Annotated in this window: 16 protein-coding genes; 14 read left to right on the plus strand and 2 right to left on the minus strand. The window is 32.2% G+C overall.

Going from position 1 to position 20,487, the window contains the following annotated elements:
* Positions 1 to 391: 391 nt before the first annotated feature.
* The 13 genes from ACFQ1K_RS03515 (at position 392) to ACFQ1K_RS03575 (ending at position 17,565) form a co-directional block, all read left to right on the plus strand.
* Positions 392 to 1,936: a lipopolysaccharide biosynthesis protein gene (locus tag ACFQ1K_RS03515; protein WP_320555024.1), complete on the plus strand. Its 1,545-nt coding sequence runs from the start codon at positions 392 to 394 to the stop codon at positions 1,934 to 1,936.
* A gap of 127 nt (positions 1,937 to 2,063) precedes the next feature.
* Positions 2,064 to 3,497, plus strand: coding sequence for an MBOAT family O-acyltransferase (locus tag ACFQ1K_RS03520; RefSeq protein WP_320555025.1), 1,434 nt, complete (start codon positions 2,064 to 2,066; stop codon positions 3,495 to 3,497).
* A 5-nt stretch (positions 3,498 to 3,502) separates the two neighbouring features.
* On the plus strand, positions 3,503 to 4,435 hold the full coding sequence (locus ACFQ1K_RS03525) for a hypothetical protein (protein WP_320555026.1): 933 nt from the start codon (positions 3,503 to 3,505) through the stop codon (positions 4,433 to 4,435).
* A gap of 1 nt (position 4,436) precedes the next feature.
* Positions 4,437 to 5,021, plus strand: coding sequence for a serine O-acetyltransferase (locus tag ACFQ1K_RS03530; RefSeq protein WP_320555027.1), 585 nt, complete (start codon positions 4,437 to 4,439; stop codon positions 5,019 to 5,021).
* 31 nt (positions 5,022 to 5,052) lie between these two features.
* On the plus strand, positions 5,053 to 6,126 hold the full coding sequence (locus ACFQ1K_RS03535) for a glycosyltransferase (RefSeq protein WP_320555028.1): 1,074 nt from the start codon (positions 5,053 to 5,055) through the stop codon (positions 6,124 to 6,126).
* Between the two features lie 114 nt (positions 6,127 to 6,240).
* A complete protein-coding gene (locus tag ACFQ1K_RS03540; protein ID WP_320555029.1) occupies positions 6,241 to 7,392 on the plus strand; it encodes a glycosyltransferase in 1,152 nt (383 codons plus the stop codon).
* A gap of 6 nt (positions 7,393 to 7,398) precedes the next feature.
* On the plus strand, positions 7,399 to 9,303 hold the full coding sequence (gene asnB / locus ACFQ1K_RS03545) for an asparagine synthase (glutamine-hydrolyzing) (protein WP_320555030.1): 1,905 nt from the start codon (positions 7,399 to 7,401) through the stop codon (positions 9,301 to 9,303).
* A 4-nt stretch (positions 9,304 to 9,307) separates the two neighbouring features.
* A complete protein-coding gene (locus ACFQ1K_RS03550) occupies positions 9,308 to 10,438 on the plus strand; it encodes a glycosyltransferase family 4 protein (protein WP_320555031.1) in 1,131 nt (376 codons plus the stop codon).
* 49 nt (positions 10,439 to 10,487) lie between these two features.
* Positions 10,488 to 11,108, plus strand: a complete 621-nt coding sequence (locus ACFQ1K_RS03555) for a sugar transferase (RefSeq protein ID WP_320555032.1) — start codon at positions 10,488 to 10,490, stop codon at positions 11,106 to 11,108.
* Positions 11,109 to 11,353: 245 nt separating this feature from the next.
* Positions 11,354 to 12,481, plus strand: coding sequence for a DegT/DnrJ/EryC1/StrS family aminotransferase (locus tag ACFQ1K_RS03560; protein WP_320555033.1), 1,128 nt, complete (start codon positions 11,354 to 11,356; stop codon positions 12,479 to 12,481).
* The gene (locus ACFQ1K_RS03565) at positions 12,475 to 14,373 is read left to right on the plus strand and encodes a polysaccharide biosynthesis protein (RefSeq protein WP_320555034.1); all 1,899 of its coding nucleotides are present in this window, start codon (positions 12,475 to 12,477) and stop codon (positions 14,371 to 14,373) included. The genes ACFQ1K_RS03560 and ACFQ1K_RS03565 overlap by 7 nt, the downstream gene beginning before the upstream one ends.
* 34 nt (positions 14,374 to 14,407) lie before the next feature.
* Entirely contained in the window at positions 14,408 to 15,187 is a 780-nt protein-coding gene (locus tag ACFQ1K_RS03570; protein ID WP_320555035.1) for a polysaccharide biosynthesis/export family protein, read from the plus strand.
* Positions 15,188 to 15,204: 17 nt separating this feature from the next.
* Positions 15,205 to 17,565 carry a GumC family protein gene (locus ACFQ1K_RS03575; RefSeq protein WP_320555036.1) on the plus strand — a complete coding sequence of 787 codons (2,361 nt, stop codon included), beginning with the start codon at positions 15,205 to 15,207 and terminating at the stop codon, positions 17,563 to 17,565.
* A 21-nt stretch (positions 17,566 to 17,586) separates the two neighbouring features.
* Here ACFQ1K_RS03575 and ACFQ1K_RS03580 read toward each other — a convergent pair whose 3' ends face one another.
* Complete coding sequence (locus tag ACFQ1K_RS03580; protein WP_320555037.1) at positions 17,587 to 18,759, minus strand: proline dehydrogenase family protein; 1,173 nt, start codon at positions 18,757 to 18,759, stop codon at positions 17,587 to 17,589.
* Positions 18,760 to 18,858: 99 nt separating this feature from the next.
* Here ACFQ1K_RS03580 and aroB point away from each other — a divergent pair, with 99 nt between their 5' ends.
* Complete coding sequence (gene aroB, locus ACFQ1K_RS03585; RefSeq protein ID WP_320555038.1) at positions 18,859 to 19,929, plus strand: 3-dehydroquinate synthase; 1,071 nt, start codon at positions 18,859 to 18,861, stop codon at positions 19,927 to 19,929.
* Between the two features lie 51 nt (positions 19,930 to 19,980).
* Here the strand turns inward: aroB and ACFQ1K_RS03590 are convergent, their stop codons facing one another.
* Entirely contained in the window at positions 19,981 to 20,460 is a 480-nt protein-coding gene (locus tag ACFQ1K_RS03590; protein WP_320555039.1) for an Lrp/AsnC family transcriptional regulator, read from the minus strand.
* Positions 20,461 to 20,487: the final 27 nt, after the last annotated feature.

The raw sequence follows: 20,487 nt of genomic DNA on the forward strand, positions 1-20,487 counted from the left end.
AAATATTTTGTAAGTATTTATTTACAATAAAATTAAATCCATCAAACGCTATTAAATACGTTGAAATGCATAAAAATGGATTATATAATTTCTTTTTTAACATAACAAATATTTTTCTTACATATAAGTATTGTTTATCGATAAAATGCGAAAATAGAAAACAATTTTAAGTTATTTGGCCTGAAATGAACCTGTTATAAATAAGTTATAACAATCTTATTAACAATAAAATATGATTTAAAACCATTATTAAAAACATAGATGCATGATGCTAAACCATAATAAAAGAAATCAATAATTTGTGCGTTGGACGTCTTTTAAGGTAAATAATCATAAAAATTAACGATTATGTTAATCATTTTTTAATATTGCCACTATTAACAATGCATAAATGTCTAGAGTCTCCAAATCTTTAAAAAATGCAAAAGTTGGTGTATTTTTCTTTATACTATCAATTTTTGTGCAGTTCTTTTCTAGAAAGATTTTTTTAGATAATCTTGGCGACGAATTTATTGGTTTAGAAACTACACTAAGAAGTATACTAAGTTTTCTGAATTTGGCCGAATTAGGAATTGGAACAGCAATAGGGTTTACGTTATACAAACCGATCTTCGATGAAAACCATGATGAAATAAATAAGATTATAGCGCTTCTTGGTGTACTTTATAGAAAAATTGGTTATGCCATTTTTAGTATTGGGTTTGTTATTTCACTTTTCTTTCCACTAATTTTTGAAGGGACTCCCTTCCCTACCTTGCTCATATACTATGTATTTTATTCATTATTAATTTCAGTACTTCTCAGTTATTTTGTCAACTATCATATAAGTTTATTAGGTGCAGATCAAAAAGGATACATCGTTCAGCAATACTTTCAGACTTTCAATATTGCTCGTGTAATTCTTCAGGTTGTTGTTGCTTTATATCTTAAAAACTTTTACCTCTATATCACTTTAGAACTAATATTTAGCATTATCTATAGTATCGTTGTTCGCTATAAAATAAAGCAAGAATATCCGTGGTTAATTATTAATTCTTCTCAGAAAACCGAAATAATTAAAGAATATCCAGGGATAATTGTAAAGATTAAACAGGTTTTTTTTCATAAGATGAGTGCTTTTGTAAAAAATGGGACAGACAACTTATTAATATATGCATTAGTAAATCTTCAAAGTGTTGCGTTTTTTGGAAACTATCAATTAATTTTCATGAAGTTAATTGGTCTTGTAAAAATGGCTTTTGCTGGTACAGGTTCTGCTGTAGGTAATTTAATTGCTGAAAATGATGAAAAAAATATCAAAAAAGTCCTTTGGGAACTTATATCCATTCAATTTTTCATTGCTGGTTTCTTTAGTATGATCATTTATCATACTATGGACGCCTTTATATTATTGTGGCTTGGTGAAAAATACATCTTATCGGATACAATATTATTATTGATGATTGCTAATTTCTTTATGATACAAATTAGCTCACCAATAGAGCGTTTTAAAAACGCTTACGGGCTATATTCGGATACATGGGCCGCAATAACCGAAGCCCTTATCAATTTGATTATATCATTTGTTTTTGGAAGATTATTTGGTATTACTGGCATTGTCTTGGGTACGGTAGTAAGTATGTTCTTAATTGTTATAATGTGGAAACCTTATTTCTTATACAAAAATGGCTTTAAGAAAAATGTTTTTTTCTATTGGAAAGGTTTATTACCTATGATGCTAGTTTTTGTAGTATCAGCATTCATCATCAATTTTGTCAAAGATTACTTTCTTTTCGATTATGAAAATATAACTCTTATTGATTGGGTTATATACGCGATTCAAGTTACTATAGCGGTTACTATTGTATATAGTATTCTGCTTTACTTGTTTGTGCCTGGATTTAAAGTCTTTTGCAACAGAGTGTTAACTTTAGTAGTGAAACAAAACTCACAATAGCAAAATGCAATAACGTTTATAATAGTCAATAAATGGTATTTTAAAGAATAATTTTGCCAAATACATTTAGTTGAAACATTTTTACTAAAAATAAATCGATACACCATAGAAGCTAATATTTTAATTTATGCTATTTAATTCAATAGAATTTTTCATCTTCTTACCTATAGTGTTTACAATATATTGGCTCATAGGTAGTAAGCGCATTAAACAACAAAACCTTTTGATTGCCATAGCAAGCTATGTTTTCTATGGTTGGTGGGATTGGAGATTTTTGTTTTTGATTTTGTTTAGCTCTTTAGTAGATTACACTATAGGTTTAAAGCTTAAATCTGAGGATAAACCATCCAAACGTAAGGCCTTATTATGGGTTAGTATTTGTGTAAATCTAGGTTTCCTTGGTTTCTTTAAGTACTACAACTTCTTTGTTGATAGTCTTGTTGACTCCTTCACCTTTTTTGGTAGAGAGCTAAGCATTAACACATTAAACATTATTCTTCCAGTAGGTATTAGTTTTTATACCTTTCAAACCTTAAGCTATACCATAGATGTGTACAATAAAAAATTAGAGCCAACCAAAGATTTTCTGGCTTTTATGGCCTTTGTTAGTTTTTTCCCTCAGTTAGTTGCCGGACCCATTGAAAGAGCCACTAACCTATTACCTCAATTTCATGTAAAAAGAGAATTTGTTTATAAGGATGCTGTTGATGGTTTACGTCAAGCACTTTGGGGGTTATTCAAAAAAGTTGTAATTGCTGATAATTGTGCAACTTATGCCAATATGATTTTCAATAATCAAGAGGATTATTCTGGTAGTACGCTTCTCATGGGAGCATTTTTCTTTGCTTTTCAAATTTATGGTGATTTTTCCGGGTATTCAGATATAGCTATTGGTATTTCACGGCTATTTGGTTTTAACCTAAAAAGAAACTTTGCTTTCCCTTACTTTTCAAGGGATATTGCAGAATTTTGGAGACGCTGGCACATATCCTTGTCAACATGGTTTAGAGATTACTTATACATTCCGTTAGGCGGAAGTAGAGGTGGCACGAAGATGAAGGTAAGAAATACCTTCATAATTTTTATTGTAAGTGGATTTTGGCATGGTGCCAATTGGACGTTTGTAGTTTGGGGTGCATTAAATGCAATATACTTCTTACCACTCCTTCTTTTAAATAAGAATAGAGTAAATACTAATTTGGTTGCAGAAGGTAAATATTTACCAACAATAAGGGAGGTTTTCCAAATGGCTACAACATTTTTTATAACCTTGATTGCATGGATATTTTTTAGAGCTGATAATGTAACAAATGCATTTGTATATATTAAAGACATGTTTACATCATCATTATTTATTAAACCTGAAATTTTCCCATTAACAATATTAGGCTTGGTAACTTTCTTTGCATTTATAGAATGGTTAGGGAGATCTGGTGAGTATGCTATTGAGAAAATTGATTTTATGAAACGTCCTGTTCGATGGTGCTTCTATTTCTTGCTAGTTGTATTAATATTTAGCTTTACTGGCGAACAGCAAGAATTCATATACTTCCAATTCTAAGCTTGATGAAAAAGTTTATTAAAAACAGTATTTTATTTATTCTATTATTATTAATAGTAGGCGAATTTGTGGTAAGGTTTACCCATGCCGTTTCAGATATTCCTAGAAGAACAATAGATAATACGGGAATTCAAAAATACATTATTAATCAAACTGGATATTGGAAAGGTGGTGACCATAAATGGAAGATTAACGACTTAGGATGGCCAGGAGACTTACCCACATCTTTTGACAATTTAATAACGATTATTGGCGATTCTTATATCGAAAATTTTATGAATCCTAATGAGTGTCATCAAGGCCCACTTTTAAAGAAAAGAATGTCAGATTATAATTTTATGGAAGCAGGAAGGTCTGGTGTGTCTTTTATTGAGGCAATGGAAATCAGCAAACATTTAGACACATTACAACCTGTGCAAACCTTAATCTATGTTAATGATAATGATTTCTATGAGAGTATCACCGAGATAAAAAAAATGAGAGATATTACTCAGATTAACTTAGAAAAGAATCAGATAATATATGGTGAAATGAAATCACCAGGATTAAAAAAAGTTCTGTACAATTGGAAATTACTCTACTACTTTTATAACAGATATCCGATTAATTTTTCAAACAAGAACAAAGAAAATGAAATAAAAAAACCAGATTTTGATAAAGTGTTAAAGTTAAAAGATAAAATTTCAGAACTGTTTAAGTTCATTAAAATTAATTATAACACATCAAACAAGACTTTAGTTTTTCACCCCAGAACTAACAAGTATTTTATAAAATTAGCCGAAGAACATGGATTTAAGACTATCGTATTAGACTCAAGTAAGGATAATAAATCATGGACATTTGATTACGATTCTCATTGGACATGTTATGGACATGAACAAGTAGCCAATCAAGTTACAATTGGATTAATTGAATACTTAAAAGGGAAAGGCCATTAACATGATTAAATCAAAATCTGATTATAATGACTATATTAATAAAGATAAAGTTGCTCTAGGAGTCAAATCCTCTAGTCTTGAGAGTAAGCTAATTAATTTTATCTCGCCAAATCCAATATGGACGTTTCAAAAATCACTGAGAAAATTAGAATATTATACAAATTGCAAAAACACAGGAATTAATAAAATCTATTGTTATTATTTAAGGTACAAATTCAAAAAAATATCTATAAAACTTGGCTTTTCAATTCCTATTAATGTTTTTGGACCAGGACTTTCAATTGTACATTACGGTACTATAGTCGTCAATTCTGCATCATCAATAGGTGCAAATTGTCGTATGCATGCTGGTGTAAATATTGGTGCGTCTGGTGGTAAAAAAGAAGCTCCGCAGTTAGGTGACAATATATATATAGCACCCGGAGCAAAAATTTATGGTAACATAAAAATTGCAAATAACTGTGCTATTGGTGCCAATGCAGTTGTTCATAAATCTTTTGAAGAAGAAGGTATTATGATTGCAGGAAATCCTGCGAAAAAAATAAAAGCTATTGACATACGAAAAATCATAAAACATATTCAATAGTTTTATAAGTCTTCCTAAATCCAAACCAAAAATGAAACCTAACAAAAAAACAAAAATTCTATTCGTTTTGCCTTCATTAGTACCAGGTGGTGCAGAACGTGTAATTTCATTTGTTGCAAATAATGTAGATAGAAAAATATTTGAACCTGTTCTGGTAATAGCAGGTTTTGATAAGGATATTGCTTACGACGTTAGCAATACAAACACCATCTATTTAAAAAAATCTAGAATCCTTACTGCTATACCCTCTATAATTACAACAATTTTACGCTTAAAACCTGATATTGTGGTTAGCTCCATATCTCATGTTAACACAGCCATGTCAATTATTTCTCCGCTGTTTAGAAAAACAAAGTTTATTGGAAGAGAATCTACAGTTTTGAGCAAACGCAAAAATGAAAAAAAATCTAGAAAATGGTCTCCTGCATATTTTTTACCTGACGGTTTCAAAAATTTAGATAAACTTATTTGTCAATCTCAAGATATGGCAGAGGATATGATAAAAAACTATAACGTACCAAAGGAAAAAACATGTGTTATTAATAATCCTATCTCTAGCTTACCTGAAGTAAAAGAAAATAAACCAAAGGCCAACGAGAAAAAATACATAACAGTAGGAAGATTAACGGAAGTAAAAGGTTATGAGCGTATTTTAGAAATACTTTCAAAACTAAAAACACCTTTTGTTTATACTATTATTGGTAATGGTAGTCTCAAAGAGCAAATATTCAGCAAAGCCAAAGAACTAGGTATAGAGAAAAACATTATTCACATTGAGTTTTCAAATGAGCTAAGTAAACTTTTTTCAGAAAACGATGTATTCCTACAAGGATCTTATGTCGAGGGTTTTCCTAATGCAGCGCTGGAAAGTTGCGTAGTTGGTACTCCGGTAATAGCTTTTAATGCTCCAGGAGGCACTAAGGAAATTATCACTAACGGTGTTAATGGATACATTGTGGACAATGAGGATGAGTTCCTAGAAAAGCTGAATGAAGACACAGTATGGGACCCTAAAATTGTAAGGGAGACTGTTTACAAAAAATTTAATAGCGAAAAGATTTTAAAAGAGTACGAAAATCTTTTTATGGAAGTTATAAAAAAATAACTCAATTTCCTTTTAAACACAGAAAACTTACTATTATCGAGAAAATAAGCATAGTATATTAATTGTTGTTATGTTTGGCACTAATATGCATAATATCAATAAGATATTTATTTTATGACCCCAAATCAGAAAAAAAATATTGCCATCTTAAGCATATCACTAGCAAGTGGTGGTGCAGAAAAGGTCATTAGCTTACTCTTAAAAGAACTAAGACACGATTACAACGTTACATTAGTCTTATTTCATAAGGTTTTACATTTTCCGGTTCCTGAAGGTATAGAAATTTTCGCAATGAGTGATAAACATGCTGATAGACCATTCTATAAAAAATTCTTTGACTCTATTTGCTTTATTTTTAGGTATTACCGTTTCGTCAAAAAGAACAAGATAGAAATCTCTATTTCATTTTTAGCATTTCCTAATTTAATAAATGGCATTGTAGCGACTTTTAATAAAGATGTAAAAACCATTATTAGCGAAAGAGGTTTCCCTTCAGACAATGTAACCAGTAAACTCTCCTTTTACATTTCAAAGGTCTTCTACCCTATTTTATATAATAAATGTGATAAGTTGTTTTCTAATTCAGTTTACATTAACGATGATTTAAAAGATAATTTTGGTGTAAAGATTCCTATGGAAGTTATCTATAACCCAATAGAATTACCAAGTAAAACAATAAAACCTGAAAGCCTGAATACTAAAACGGATAAGTTAAAGCTTATTACAGCAGGTACCATTAACAAAAGAAAAAATCAAATCATGGTCGTTAGAGCCATAAAGGAATCTAAATTAGATTATGATTTTTCTATTCTTGGTGATGGCGATTTAAGAGCATATTTGACCGAAGAGATAGTGAATCTGAAATTAGAAGACCAGGTTACACTAAAAGGACGAGTGAAAAAAGTAAACGAATACCTTATAGATAATCAATGTTTTGTGCTTTCATCGTTTACAGAAGGTTTCCCAAATGCATTAATTGAAGCCATGGCTATTGGCTTACCAAGTGTGTCAACTAATTGTTTATCTGGGCCATTGGAGCTGCTAAATGAAAACGAACCTATTAACATTAAAAATGGTGAATTCCATATTGGTAAGTATGGTTTGTTAGTTAACAATGATGATCATATTGGGTTAAGTAAAGCTTTAGATTATTATCATCAAAATCCAACTGAGAGAGAACGCTTTAGCCGTCTTAGTTTAGAACGTGCAAAAGCTTATGAACTAAAGTCAATTTATAGCCAATTCAATCAATTTATTAAAAGCTGAAAGTATATGTGCGGAATTAACGGACTTATCGATAAAACCAAGATGAGCGAAGGCAAGATGTCTTCTGTACTCAATGCTATGAACGACCTTATCATTCATAGAGGTCCTGATGAAGATGGTGTTTTTGCAGAAAAGAATGAAAAATGTACTGTTGGAATGGCCATGCGTCGTTTGTCCATTATAGATTTATCTTCAGGGAAACAACCTATTTTTTCAGATGACAAGCAAATTGTCATAGTCTTTAATGGTGAAATCTATAACTACAGAACTATAAAATCTAGATTAGTGTCTGAAGGGATTACTTTTCATACCACTAGTGATACGGAAGTTATTTTAAAAGCCTACGAGAAATATGGCGTAGAATCCTTTCAGTGGTTAGATGGCATGTATGGTTTTAGTATCTATGACAAAAACATTAAAAAACTATTTATTGCTAGGGATTTCTTTGGTGAAAAACCATTGTACTACACACAAAATGACAATCAGTTTTTATGGGCTTCAGAATTAAAGTCTATCATAAAAACCATTGATTACAAGCCTAATATCTCAAAAAAAGGATTGAATCTTTATTTTAGATTAACCTATATTCCTGCACCATATACTATTTATGAAGGGATTCACAAGCTGGAAGCCAATCACTATTTGGAGTATAATCTTAACACGTTTGAATACAATATTCATAAAATCAACCATGAACCTGCACCAAAAACAGCTGATATCTCTTTCGAAGATGCTAAAGCAAAAACAAGAGAATTAGTTTACAATAGCGTAGATAGCAGATCTATTGCCGATGTAGGTTTAGGAACGTTTTTGTCTGGTGGTGTAGATTCATCTATTGTGTCCCTCTGTTTATCACAAGCTACCGACAAAAGAATTGATACCTTTTCCATCGGTTTTAAAAAGGCATCCTATGACGAAACAGACAAATCCCGTGTGGTTGCTAAAATTCTGAATAGCAATCATCATGAATTCATAATAGATGAAGATGATTTAAAACATAACATTCATGAGATTCTCGTTAATTTTGATGAGCCATTCTCTGATACAGCAGCTTTACCTACGCATCTACTTTCAGAAAAAACCAGAGAGCACGTTACTGTTGCTTTAACTGGCGATGGTGGTGACGAAGTGTTTGGCGGTTACAATAAGTATTACATAGGCAAAATGAACAAGAGGTACACAAGTGTTGTACCTAAAGCACTTCATAAAACTATTGCCAAGCTGAGCAACAAATACCTAATCAATAAAGATGATACGCGTGGAAAAAGATTTCAAATTAATAAGTTATTAAATGCTATCAATTACGAAGGAGATTTTTATTGGGACATCATTTCATTAGCCAATACCAGTAAACTTCTATCGGAAATAATGAACGACGATTATTACGATCCTGATTTATTTCAAGAATACAAAGAGGTTTTAGGCAAACAAAAGGTTGAAAGTCTTACTGATTTCAGGCTTGTAGACAAGATCTTGAGTCTTGAAGGAGGTATGTTAGCAAAGGTTGACAGAACCAGTATGTTAACATCCTTAGAATGTAGAGCGCCATTTTTAAATAAATCGATTTGGGAGTTTACAAATACACTACCTGAAAGCTACTTAATGAAAGGCTGGAATAAAAAATACATTTTAAAGGAAGCGTTTAGAGATCAATTTCCTCAAGACTTTTTAGAAAAAGGAAAAAGCGGATTCGGCTCACCTACTGGAGATTGGCTAAGACAGAGCCTTAGAAAAGAGTTAGAAAGTTATATTGAACCAGAAATGTTAAAAAAACAAGGTATTTTTAAAGTAGACGTTATAACCAAATTGGTTCAAGATCATCTCGACAGCAAGAAAGATAGTACGTTTAGAGTTTGGTCGTACTACTGTTTCCAAAAGTGGTATAAATTTAATTTTCTTAATGAAAACTAATACAATGCAAAAGAGAGTACTTATTATAGCATCCTTTGCCGGTTCTTTAATTCGATTTAGAGGTGATTTTATCAAAAGCTTAGTAGCTAATGGATTTGAGGTTTTTACAGCTTCACCTAGCTATACTGAAGAGGACCTACAATTAGTAAAAGAACGAGGAGCACATCCAATAGAGTTTAACCTACAACGTACAGGTTTAAACCCTTTTAAAGATTTTAAATCTATATTAGAATTGAAATCTATCATGAAAGACAATAAGATTGATTTAGTCTTTCCATATACTGTAAAGCCTGTAATCTATGGCTCTCTAGCAGCAAACATGATTAAAGTTCCAGTAATTTCATTAATTACAGGATTAGGTTTTGCATTTACTGGTCTAACGCGTAAGGCAAGAATTTTACAACGCTTTAATGAAACTCTATATAAATTATCCATAAGAAAAAATAAGTTTATTGTTTTTCAAAATAAAGATGATTACAAGCTCTTTTTAGATCGAAAAGTGATATCCAAAAAACAACCTGTAGCTTTTGTCAGTGGCTCTGGTGTTAATCTAAACGAGTTCACGTTCAAAGAGAAAAACCCAACAGATAAGGTCAGTTTTTTGCTTATTGCCAGATTAATCAAAGAAAAGGGTATTGCATTATACATGGATGCTGCGAGAGTTTTGAAACCAAAATATCCTAATGCTGAATTTCATGTGATTGGTGCTTTAGAAACTTCGCCTAGTGCTATAAGTGAAGATGAGCTACATGAATTACATGAAAAAAATATTATTGTTTTTCATGGCAGACAAATGGATGTAGATAAACATCTTCACCAAAGAGATGTTTTTGTATTACCGAGCTATTATAGAGAAGGTATACCAAGAACAACTTTAGAAGCTCTTGCGTGTGGAAACCCAATAATAACAACAGATTCCGTAGGTTGTAGGGAGTCTGTTAGAGATGGTATTAATGGAAAATTGATAGAACCTCAAAATTTAGAAGCTTTAATTGATGTGATGGAGTTCTTCATAACAAATCCCGATAAAATAAAGGAAATGGGAATTAATAGTCGTAAATATGCTGAAGATCGTTTTGATGTAAATATTATTAATAAGGATCTAATAGCGCTTATCAACAAATCACTGAAATAAATCACAATATTTATATTAAATAAATTAATCATTTTAAAATCAATCAAATATGTATAAGTTATTTTTTAAGAGACTCATTGATTTTATGATTGCTTTGATTGGACTATTAATTCTTTTCCCAATCATAATTACTATTATAATTTTATTGGCCATAGCAAACAATGGCAAGCCTTTCTTCTATCAACAAAGAACAGGAAAACATGGAAAAATTTTCACTATTGTAAAATTGAAAACCATGAACGACAAAAAAGACGCTGATGGTAACCTCTTGCCTGACCACATAAGGATTACTAAAGTTGGTGATATTTGCAGACGTTATTCATTAGATGAGATCCCTCAGTTGTTTAATATGTTAAAAGGAGACATGAGCTTAATTGGCCCTCGTCCTCTACTCCCAAAATACTTGCCACGATATACCAAGGAGCAGTTTAGAAGACATAATGTTGTTCCTGGAATAACAGGTTGGGCACAGGTCAATGGTCGAAATGCCATAAGTTGGGATGAAAAATTTAAGTTAGACACCTACTATGTGGATAATCAATCCTTTAGTTTGGACCTGAAAATTTTCTTTAAGACTATTCAAAATGTCATCGTAAAAAAGGACATCAACTCATCTTCCAATCAACCCATGCCCGAGTTTATGGGTACTGAAAGGAAAACTGAACAGTAAGCTCTAAAATCTTATTTATATCAAGTTTCTATATTTTTATTATTGTCAACAAAGACTCTTAAATATTTAAAATATAAACCTTTGAGTCCAAAATTTAACAACGTAAATATTTACCTTTTATCGTCTTTATTTGGGATAAGCCACAATAATAATGCATCTTTAATCCGATTTTAGATCGTGTCCCAAATCCCTCTAAGACATGGAATTGATATAGTAATTATTAATTACTTAAACAATTTTTACTTATGAAACCGAAAATATGGTTGTCGTCACCTCATATGAGTGGCAATGAACAGACATACATTAAAGAAGCTTTTGATACCAATTGGGTGGCGCCTCTAGGACCTAATGTTAATGGATTTGAAAAAGACTTAGAATCATACCTTAAGGAAGATAGACATGTTGCTGCATTAGCTTCAGGTACTTCCGCCCTTCATTTGAGTTTAATATTACTTGGAGTTACAAATGGTGATGAAGTTATTTGCCAAAGCAAAACCTTTTCAGCTTCTGCAAATCCAATAGTTTATCAAGGTGCAACACCAGTGTTTATCGATAGTGAAGCAGAAACCTGGAATATTTGCCCTACACAATTAGAAATTGCTATAAAAGACAGAATATCCAAGGGCAAAAAACCTAAAGCCGTTATTGCTGTGCATCTCTATGGAATGCCCTATAAAGTAGAAGAAGTTAACGATGTTGCTAAAAAGTATGAGATCCCTGTAATTGAAGATAGTGCAGAATCCCTTGGGAGCCATTATAGAAATCAAAAATGTGGTACATTCGGAGACATATCAATACTTTCGTTTAATGGTAATAAAATAATAACAACTTCTGGAGGTGGTGCTATGGTAACAAGATCAGAGGACCATAAAAAACAAGCGGTCTTTTTAGCAACTCAAGCCAGGGACAATGCACCTCATTATCAACATTCACAAATCGGCTATAACTATAGAATGTCCAATATCGTTGCTGGTATAGGTAGAGGACAAATGTCCATACTAGATAGTCATGTTGAAAAACGTCGTTCTAATCATGAATTATATTTTAATTCATTTAAAAATATTGATCAAATAACTTTTTTAAGTGAACCCGAAGGTCATTTTTCTAATCGTTGGCTATCATGTATTCTACTAGACTCTTTAGAAACAAGAGAAGGATTAAGACTGGCTCTAGAAAAAGAAAATATTGAATCTAGACCTCTATGGAAGCCAATGCACCAACAGCCTATATTTAGAAATTCACCAAATTACTTAAATGGTGTTTCAGATGAGTTGTTTGATAGAGGCTTATGTTTGCCTAGTGGATCAAACTTGAGCAAAGAAGAATTAGATAGAGTAATTTCAGCTATAAATATGTATTTTGCAGTATGTTAGAAAATTTTCTAAATAGAATATCGAAGCGATATGCCTCAAAATGGCTTGTGCTGCTATTTGATACAATAGTTGTAGCTACCACTTTTTTTCTAGCCTATTTGATCAGGTATAACTTTATACTAGATTTTGATTTTTCGACGCTTCTAAAGCAGATACCATATGTTATGTTGGTCGCCGCTGTTAGTCTCATTGCAGTAGGTACATACAAAGGTGTTGTAAGGTTTACTGGTTTTAAGGATATTATCAACGTTGTTATTGGAGCTAATATATTAGCGACCATACTTATTTGCTGTACATTTTTAAGCAGAAAATTTTTAAATGATGATAGTGTTTTCAATATTTCAGGCTCTATCATTTATATTCATTTATTATTGAATATTCTGTTTTTAATTGGCGCAAAACTTTTCATTAAATCGCTTTATAATCAGATTACTCAAGACGTTCACAAAACAACTAACGTACTCATTTTTGGTGCAGGTAATTCTGGGATGTTAACGTATGACGCGATCCAAAATGATACTAAAAATGGATTTGAAGTTGTTGGTTTTATTGATGATGATGAAAGAAAAATAGGTAAGAAAATAAACTTGATTACAGTTTACGGGCTTTCGGATATTGACGAAGGATTCATCAAAAAGAACAAAGTTGAAGATGTAATTATCTCAATTCAGAATATTGACCCTACAAGATTGCTTCAAATTACAGGAAGCCTATTCAATCTAGGTCTAAAAGTAAAAATAGTACCACCAGTACAAAGCTGGATAGATGGCGATTTAAGTGTTGGTCAAATTAAGGAAGTTAAAATCGAAGATTTATTAGGAAGAGACCCCATTAACATCAAAAATCCGGATCTTGAAGAGCAGTACGATAATAAAGTGATTCTTATAACAGGTGCTGCAGGATCAATAGGAAGTGAAATATGTAGAAAAGTGAGTCTCTACAACTACAAAAAACTTGTATTAGTAGATAATGCAGAATCAGCACTTTATGATATTCAACAAGAATTTATTCAGCAAGGTTTAGAAAATATAGACGCTGTAATTGCAGATGTTAGAAACAAGACTAGGATTGACCAAATTTTTAATCATTATAAACCAAAAGTAGTTTTCCACGCGGCAGCATACAAGCATGTACCATTAATGGAAAACAACCCTTATGAAGCAGTCAGTGTTAATATTGGTGGTACGAAAAATGTAGTTGATGTAGCTGTTAAGCATAGTATTGATAAATTCGTTTTAATATCTACAGACAAAGCAGTGAACCCAACCAACGTCATGGGTGCAACGAAACGCATCGCAGAACTATACGTATCATGTTTAAAAGGCAAAGGACACACAAAATTTATTACAACCAGATTTGGAAATGTTTTAGGATCTAACGGTTCCGTAATACCTTTGTTTAAAAGACAAATTGAAAAAGGTGGACCTTTGACCGTTACGCATAAAGAGATCACTCGATATTTTATGACCATACCTGAGGCCTGTCAACTCGTACTAGAAGCAGCAGCTATGGGCCACGGAGGTGAGATTTTTGTGTTTGATATGGGAGAACCTGTAAAGATTTTTAACCTAGCTAAAAACATGATTATACTATCTGGTTTACGCTATCCAGAAGATATCGATATTAAAATTACTGGTTTAAGACCAGGTGAGAAAATATATGAAGAGCTTTTAGCAGACGGTGAAAATACTAAAAAGACTTACCATGAAAAGATTATGATCGCCAAGTCTAGGTATGTTGATATTGAAGACGTGGAGAAGCAAATAATCAAATTAGCGAGTTTAAACTCATTAATACAACCATTGGAAATTGTTTCTTATATTAAAGCATTAATTCCGGAATATATTTCCAATAATTCCACTTATGAAGTTTTGGATTCAAAAAAACAATAAGACAATAGCAAAAACTACTCCTAAAACCAAAATAATGAAAACACGCAACTTTATAATTCAATTAATAGCCATATTAGTATTGACCTCTTGTGGATCTAGGAAGAATCTTGTCTATTTTCAAGATGAACCAATAGAGGACGGTGTTTTAGTATCAGAACCAAAACCAATAATATATAAACCTGACGATATTCTAACCATAAACGTATCAGCTTTAGATCCAGATACCGTAAGGCCTTTTAATCTTCAGGTTGTTTCCAATAATGATTCAAATTTATTAAATGCAAATGGGCGTCAACAATTCCAATCTTATTTAATTGACTATGATGGTAACATTGATTTTCCAGTTTTAGGAAAATTAAAAGTAGCCGGATTGAATCGCACACAATTAACAGCGATGTTAGTTGAAAAAATAAGCGAATATGCTACGAACCCTATTGTAAATGTTAGGTTGTCCAACTTTACAATTACAATTTTAGGTGAAGTAAGAAATCCCGGGACATTTACAATACAGGACGAAAGAATAACTTTGCTAGAGGCACTGGGGCTTGCTGATGATCTTACTATATTTGGAAAGCGAAAGAATGTTTTACTCATTAGAGAAGTAGACGGCAAAAAGAAATTTGCTAAAATAGATTTAACCTCAGTTAATGCTGTAAATTCACCAGTATATTATCTCCAGCAAAATGATGTAATCTATGTAGAGCCTAATAATGCCAGAATTAGATCATCAACTTACAATCAAAATAATAGTGTATTAATCTCCGCTATAGGAACGTTAACAACTATTATTGCAGTTTTCTTAGTAAGAAATTAAGAAGGTAATTACAATTTATGAAAACCAAAACACCCACTGTAGATTTAAAACAAACTTTAGAATTGTTCCTTTCATACTGGAAATGGATCCTTCTTTGTGTGATTATAGCTATAACTCTTGGGTTTGTTCATCTTCGTTATGCCGATTATGAATATAAAGCAAATGCAACCATAAAAATTAGAGATGAAGAACAATCTCAAAAGTTGCCAAGTCTTGATGATGTAAAGGCCAATGGTTTGTTTTCAGGTGGTGCAGATAAAATAAAAGATGAGATTAGAGTCATTAGATCTCGCGAGATTGCCGAAAATATAATTAAGAAGTTAGACCTTAACATTAGGTATTATGCTGATGGTAAAATAAAGGAAAAAGAATATTATAAGGATGCACCGATCAAAATAAATTTCTATGGTAGCGATTCTATCATAGACAGAATAGGCCGTAACTTATTTATTAAAATAAAATCGCCTACACAATATATACTTTTCGATGAAAAAGAACAATCACTTTTTGATGACAGAGAAGATATTGAAGGGAAACTTTATGATTTTGGCGAAAAAGTGGATACCCCTTATGGAGGTTTTTATATTGTGCCAAATGACGGTAAGTATGCGCCTAAGGTCGGAACAAGTATAAAAATTGCTATAATTCCAGTAAGGAAATTGATCAACTCATATTCCAAAAATTTAACCATTACTACCGAAAAAGGCTCAAGTGTTTTGGGGTTAGAACTAAAGGAAACTGTTGCTAAAAGAGCGGTAGATTATTTAGACCACCTCATCAAAGAGTATAATAATGATGTACTCAAAGACAAAGAAGAAGTTGTTAAAATAACTTCTGATTTTATTACGAATAGACTACAAAGAGTGTCTAAAGAATTGGAAGAGGTCGATTACACAGCCGAAGAACTTCAAAAAAGAAATAATCTTACTGCCCTAGGTGCCCAGGCAGATCTCAACCTTCAAGCAAATAAGCAATTAGAACAGGAAATAGCTAGTACTGCTACAAACATTCAATTAATTTCATACTTACAAGAAGAAATTCAAACTGAAAACAAAAGTAGCGATATGTTACCTGCAGATGTCGGTATTGGTGATGCTTCAACCGCCCAAATGATAGCAAGCCATAACGAGCTAGTTGCAGAAAGAGACAGAATATTAAAGAACTCGACACCTAAAAACCCTGTAGTAATCAATCTTAATGATCAGATTAATGCTTTAAAAGCTAACTTAGAACGGTCATTAAGCAACATGAAGCAAACTTCGGAATTAACCTTGAATAACTTAAACAAGGAAAACTCTAGAATTCGTGGTCAACTTTATGCAGCACCTACTAAAGCGAGACAATTTAGAGATATTAAAAGACAACAGGACATTAAAGAGTCTCTCTACCTTTATCTTTTAGAAAAGCGTGAAGAATCTGCGATTAGGCTCGGTATGTATACTCCAAATGCAAAAATCATTGAAAATGCTTATTCTTCCAATTTGCCTATTGCGCCAAAACCTGCAATTATTTATTTGGCATCGCTTATTCTAGGCCTCATGATTCCTATTGGTATAATTTATCTTATAGATCTTTTAGACTCTAAAATTCATACTAAGAATGATTTAACCAATATTTTGGATATACCTTATTTGGGAGATATACCAAAAACCTCAAAAAAACAGAAACTTATTAAACGTGTGGATTATTCTCCTAAAGCAGAAGCTTTTAGAATTGTGAGATCTAATATTGATTTTATTCTTAGAGATTTAAAGCACCAGCAAAAGAGGCTATTTGTAACGTCTACCAAAGCTCAAGAGGGAAAATCCCACACCAGTACAAACCTTGCAAGTTCCATTTCCTTTTCCGAAAAATCAGTGTTGTTAATTGAAATGGATATTCGTGTCCCAAAAATTTTGGATTATTTAGATATCAAGGAAAAGCCAAATAAAGGTTTATCAGACTATATAGCGGACACTTCTATTAAACCTCAAGATGTGGTTATAAAACATCCCGAAAATAAATTCATAGATATTATACCCTCTGGTACTATTCCACCAAATCCATCAGAATTATTGATGAGCCCAAGAATTGCAGAACTTTTTAAATATTTTGAAAAAAAGTATGATTACATTGTGGCTGATACTTCTGCCGTAGGTTTAGTTAGTGATACACTGCTAATTTCAGAATTTGCAGATATGTTCATATACGTCGTCAGTGTGGATAATGTAGATAAGCGAAAACTTGCAAATATTATACAACCACTTTATGACGACCATCGTCTGCCTAGAATGACTATGCTCCTAAACGGTGTTAAACAAGGTAAAAAAGGCTATGGATATGGCTACGGTTATGGAAACAATCCAAATAAAAAGAAGAAATGGTTTAGCTTTTCATAGATTTGCCATGTGAAAAGAAGATTATAATTTCCGTCGTTTTCTTTCAGTATTCAACAAGGTTAACTCTCTATTTGTTTGGCCCGCAACGGAAGTGTTCTCTTCTGCTCTTCTAATTAGATATGGCATGACATCTTTTACTGGTCCAAAAGGAATGTATTTAGCTACATTGTAACCCTCTGCAGCGAGATTATAACTTATATGATCACTCATACCATACAGTTGACCAAACCAAACATAATTATCCTCTTTTTCAATACCATATTTTTCCATTAATTCCATGGCCAAATAACAACTTAACTCATTATGTGTTCCAATAAAAACGGCAAGGTCATTTAAATTTTCTAAAATATATTGAAGTGTATTGTTGAAGGTATCGTCTGTTGCTTTTTTATTTTCGCAAATAGGAGAATCATAGCCTTTTTCTTCTGCTCGTTTACGTTCCTTTTCCATGTATGCACCACGAACAATTTTCATTCCTATTTTAAAACCTTCCGATTTGCCTCTCTCATGAAGTGCTTTAAGATAATCTAAGCGGTCCCATCGATAACATTGTAAAGTATTGTAAACAATGGGTTTTTCATTATTGTATTTGCGCATCATTTCTTCTACCAAATCATCTGCAGCGTCTTGCATCCAACTTTCCTCGGCGTCAATTAAAACTTCTACGTCTTTTTCTTTAGCCAATTTACACACAGCATCATATCGGTCAACAATTCTTTGCCATTCTTCTTTTTCATTGAGAGTCAACTCTTTCCCTTCTGTTTTCTTCTGATATAATAAAAACCTACCAAACCCTGTGGGCTTAAAAACTACAATAGGCATTGCTTCTCTATCGTCACAAAATTGAATGATTTTTAAAATCTTCTTTACCGCATTGTCAAACTCTTCTTCAACTTCCTTCCCTTCTACAGAATAGTCCAAAACAGAACTCACACCTTTAGTATATAGCTTGTCAATTACATTCAAGCAATCTTCTTCGTTTACTCCTCCACAAAAATGATCAAAAACTGTAGATCTAATCAATCCCTCAACCGGCAAGTTCGCCTTTAATGCAAAGTTTGTGGCCGCAGTTCCTATTCGAACTAAGGGTTGTGAAGAAATCATTTTAAAAAGGAAATAGGCGCGCTCTAATTCGGAGTCAGATTTTAGAGCAAATGCAGTAGCAGTGTTTTCGAAAAGAGAACGGTTAATCATAGTTTGCAAAATAAATATTACAAATATATTTAATCCTTTGCTTATTTTTTTCTAAAAAAAGGGAGTATTTTCACATCAAAAATTGATGATTTGCTAAAAATGAAATCCATAAAGACTAAAAGCGCTATAGTTCATTTTAACGATTCTGTCTACAGTGAACTTAATGCATATATAAAAGCCAATAATCCTTCTAAGATATTTGTCCTTGTAGACACCAACACACACGATGCTTGTCTTCCTAAGTTTTTATCAAAAGTAGATTCAGGTGAAGTCGTTATAGAGGTAATGGAAATGCCTGAGGGAGAAGACCATAAAACCATAGACATTTGCACTGGTGTATGGGAAGCCATGTCAGAATATAACGCTGACCGTAAAAGTCTAATGATCAATTTAGGCGGCGGAGTTGTAACAGATCTTGGGGGTTTTGTAGCGAGTACATACATGCGAGGTATAGATTATATTAATGTTCCTACGTCATTACTTGCCATGGTAGATGCTTCCGTTGGAGGAAAAACAGGAGTGGATCTTGGTAATTTAAAAAATCAAATTGGTGTTATTAGTGAGGGGAGTATGGTATTAATAGATACTTCGTTTTTAGAAACCTTGCCACATAATCATATGATTTCAGGTTATGCCGAAATGTTAAAACACGGTTTAATTTACGACAAATCATATTGGAATATGCTTGTCAATTTTGAAAATCTAGAAGCTTCGGCACTTGATAATATGATTTATGACTCCGTTGTTATAAAAAATAATATTGTTACTGAAGATCCAACAGAAAAAGGACTTAGAAAAGTATTGAATTTTGGTCACACATTAGGGCATGCTATTGAAAGTTATTTTTTAGGTAATGGTGACAAAATCCCTTTATTACATGGTGAGGCCATTGCTATAGGAATGTTATTAGAGGCGTATATTTCAACAAAAACTATTGGATTATCTACAGAGGAATTTAAGGAAATCGAAAAAGGCATATTAAAAACATTTTCAAAAATTGAAATAAACGAAAATGACCAAAAGGCGATTATAGACTTATTGAAGTACGATAAAAAAAATAGCCATGGCAAAATTAATTTCGTACTTCTTGAAGCCATTGGTAAACCAAAAATAGATTGTGAAGCCAATAACGACCTTATAATTGAAGCATTTGAATACTATAACAAATAAAAAAAGTCTCGATTAAGGTCGAGACTTTTTTTATTACATAGGCTTCTATACCTACAATTCATTAAAAATCGTATGCATTAAACGCTTTTTATCATTAATGCTCTCTTCCAATGATATCATGGTTTCCGTTCGGTAAACTCCTTCAATATCATCTATTTTAAATATGATTTCTTTTGCATGTGTAGTGTTTTTAGCTCTAATCTTGCAGAAAATATTAAATTTTCCTGTGGTGATATGAGCCACCGTGACATATGGTATAGTTTCTATTCGCTCAAGCACAAATTTTGTTTGAGATGTATTCTGAAGAAAAACACCCACATAGGCAATGAACGAATACCCTAATTTTTTATAGTCTAATGTTAAAGAAGATCCTTTAATGATTCCAGCCTCTTCCATTTTCTTTACTCTTACATGAACTGTCCCGGCAGAAATCAATAATTTTTTTGCTATATCTGTAAAAGGAATACGCGTATTATCGATGAGCATATCCAATATTTGGTGGTCAACTTCGTCTAATTTAAACTTTGGCATAATTGAATTATCTTTAAACTTTATGCA

The sequence above is a fragment of the Winogradskyella aquimaris genome (genome assembly GCF_042676105.1).
Taxonomy (GTDB): Bacteria; Bacteroidota; Bacteroidia; order Flavobacteriales; family Flavobacteriaceae; genus Winogradskyella; species Winogradskyella aquimaris.